Here is a 3,132-nt window from a genome sequence, read left to right as displayed (position 1 = left end):
GGCCTGGTGGGTGCCGCTGCCGGAGCGGTTGGCGGCGCCCCCCTCGGTGGTGATGGCGTACCGGGACGGAGCGCCCGCGTACGTCTTCCTCGCCCCGGACGAGCGGTGGCGCATCCCCGCGCCGAAGGACCGCGTCGACCGGGCCTATGTCCGCGCCCTCCTGGCGCTGGAGGACAAGCGGTTCTTCCAGCACCCGGGCGTGGATCCCATCGCGGCCCTGCGTGCCCTCGGTCTCAACCTGAGCCGGGGGCGCCGGGTGTCCGGAGCGTCCACGTTGACGATGCAGCTGGTGCGCGTGCTGGAGCCCCGTCCCCGAACGTTCACCTCGAAGGTGATTGAGTCGTTCCGCGCCGCCCAGCTGGAGGCGCGGTTGTCCAAGCAGGAGGTGTTGGAGGCGTATCTCCAGTTCGTGCCCTACGGGCGCAACGTGGAGGGCGTGGAGGCGGCGGCGCTCGCGTACTTCGGGCACACCGCCCAGCACCTGAGCCCCGCGGAGATCGCCACGCTGCTGGCGGTGCCGCAGAACCCGAACAGGCGCTTCCCGTCGCCGGAGAACCGGGACCGGTTGCGCTCGGCCCGGGACGACATTGCCCGGCGGCTGCTGGATTCCGGAGGGCTGGCGGTGGAGGGCGTCGCGTCCGACGCGGTGCTCGCGGAGGTGCGGGCCACGCAGGTGCCTGACGTGCTCACGCCGTTTCCGAGGGAGGCGCCGCACGCGGCGGTGTGGCTCAAGGCGCAGCGGCCGGGAGAGACGTGGCTGGCGACGACGCTGGACGCGGGCACGCAGCGGTTCGTGGAGCGCACGCTCGGAGAAGCGGCGCGGCGGTTGGACAGGCAGGGCATCCACAACGGCGCGGCGGTGGTGGCGGACCGGGAGACGGGCGAGGTGCGCGCGCTGGTGGGGAACTTCGACTTCTTCGATGAAAAGCACGGCGGGCAGATCATCGGCTTCGCCACGCCGCGCTCGCCGGGTTCGGCGCTCAAGCCGCTGTTGTACGCGCTGGGGATTGATCAGGGCCTGGTGGGGCCGGAGACGCTGGTGCCGGACATCCCGGTGGCGTACGGCGGCTATCAGCCGCGCAACTTCGACGGGCGATTCCTGGGGCTGGTGCGGATGGAGTCCGCGCTGTCGCAGTCGCTCAACCTGCCGTTCGTGAGGCTGCTGGAGCGGGTGGGCGTGGAGGGCTTCCTGGGGTCGCTGCGGCAGGCGGGCGTCACCAGCCTGGATCCGCGGCCGGGGCACTACGGCCTGTCCGCGGCGGTAGGTGGCCTGGAGCTGACGCCGCTGGAGCTGACGGGCGTGTACCTGGCGCTGGCCGGAGATGGCCAGGTGCGGCCCCTTCGGGTGCTGGAGGAGGACGCGCCCGCGAAGGCGGCCTCGTCGCTGGTGTCGCCAGGGGCAGCGTGGCTGACGCGCAAGGCATTGGCGTTGAGGGACCGGCCGGACTTCCCGGAGCGGCGGCGGCTCACGGGGCTGCCGGCGCGGGTGCACTGGAAGACGGGCACGAGCTTTGGCAACCGGGATGCATGGGCGGCGGGCTCCGGGCCGAAGCACACGGCGGTGGTGTGGCTGGGCAACTTCGACCACGCGTCGAGCGTGCACCTGGTGGGCGCGGAGAACGCGGCCCCGCTGCTGTTCGACATCCTGGAAGGGATTGGACCCAGGGGCGCGGCGTTGCAGGAGGAGGACGCCGCGCCGCCCAGGGACCTGGTGAGCGTGGAGGTGTGCGCGTATTCGGGGCACCTGCCCACGGACGCGTGCACGCAGCGCAAGCGGGTGGACGCGGTGCGCACGGCGGTACCGACGGCGCCGTGTCCGTACCACCACCGGGTGGAGGTGGACGTGGCATCGGGCCTGGCGGTGGGGCCGGGGTGCCGTGACGGACGCAAGACGGAGTCGCGCGTGTACCTGACCTGGCCGTCCAGTCTGCGCCGGTGGCTCGCGGAGCAGCAGCGTCAGTTGCCCGAACCGCCGCCCCTGGCACCCGGCTGCGTCGCGGGAGGGGAGCGCGACACGCCGACCATCCTCTCACCGCCGGAGGGGCAGGTGGCGCTGCTCATCCCGGGCATGAACACGGAGGAGCAGAAGATCCCCCTGGAGGCGGAGGCCGCGCACGACCGCGAGCTGACATGGTTCGTGGACGGAGCCGTGCTGGGAACCGCGAGGGCCGCCGAACGCCTCTGGTGGAAGCCGAGCGTGGGCACGCACGACATCCTCGTCACCGACGACCGCGGACTGACGGCACGCCGCACGCTGGTGGTCCGCGAGCGTCAGTAGGCCCCGGAGATCCGCCTCGCCAACGCGGCGCCACTCAGGAACGCGCCCTCGACACGCGGCCCCGCGCACCAGTCACCGCAGGCCCCCAGTCCCAGCGCCGGGTCGTACAACGCGGAAGCGTCCAGAGGCGGTGACGGCATCGCGAAGCGCCATCGGTGCGCCACGGCCTCCACCGCGCGCACGTCCCGGCCCAGCGCCTGACCAAACGCCTCCACGAGCCTCGGAGCCATGGTTTCCGCCGTCTCCTCCAGGTGCGCCGCGCTGTACTCCGGCGACCCGTGAAGCACCCAGCGCTCACCCGAAGTCCGCCCCGGCTTGCTCGTGTCCCGAGCCACCCACGACAACGGCGAGTCCTCCACGAACGCGCCATCCAGCGCCACCGCCACCGGAGCATCGAATCGCGCCATGACCGCCCAGCATGGCGACATCCGAGCCGCCCCCGCCTGAGCCGCCAACGCGGGAGCTCCCGCCAGCAGCGGCACCGCCTGCGGCGCGGGCACCGCGGCCACCACCACCTCCGCGAGCCCCAGGTCCTCGCCCGCCTCCGAAGTCAGCCGCCAGGCCCGGCCTTCACGCGCCACGCGCTCCACCCGCACGCCCATGCGCACGTCCAACCCGTCCGCGAGCGCCTTCGCCACCGCGCTCATCCCCGGCACGCCCACGTACCGCACGGACTCCTTCGCGGGAGTCACCACCCCACGCGTCAGCGTCCCGATGCGTCCGCGCCACTCCGCGACGACACCCTCCGCGCTCCACGCGTCCACCAGCTCCCGGAAGAGCGCATCCCGCGCGGTGAAGTACTGCGCGCCATGGTCGAACGTGCCCCCATCCGCGCTCCTCCGCGTGGACAGCCG

General features: G+C 73.0%; 2 protein-coding genes. One reads left to right on the top strand and one right to left on the bottom strand.

All coding sequences use genetic code 11. From position 1 onward, the window contains the following. The coding region (gene pbpC / locus D7X55_RS37865) for a penicillin-binding protein 1C (protein ID WP_121725574.1) at nt 1-2,278 on the top strand (2,278 nt) is incomplete at its 5' end. Here the strand turns inward: pbpC and D7X55_RS37860 are convergent. Next, on the bottom strand, nt 2,272-3,132 hold an 861-nt coding region (locus D7X55_RS37860; protein WP_121725573.1), incomplete at its 5' end, for an NAD(P)/FAD-dependent oxidoreductase. The genes pbpC and D7X55_RS37860 overlap by 7 nt on opposite strands.

Source organism: Corallococcus sp. AB049A, from assembly GCF_003668885.1.
GTDB classification, from domain to species: domain Bacteria; phylum Myxococcota; class Myxococcia; order Myxococcales; family Myxococcaceae; genus Corallococcus; species Corallococcus interemptor.
Note: the sequence above shows the minus strand (reverse complement) of the source record. Positions and strands in the feature narration are given on the sequence as shown.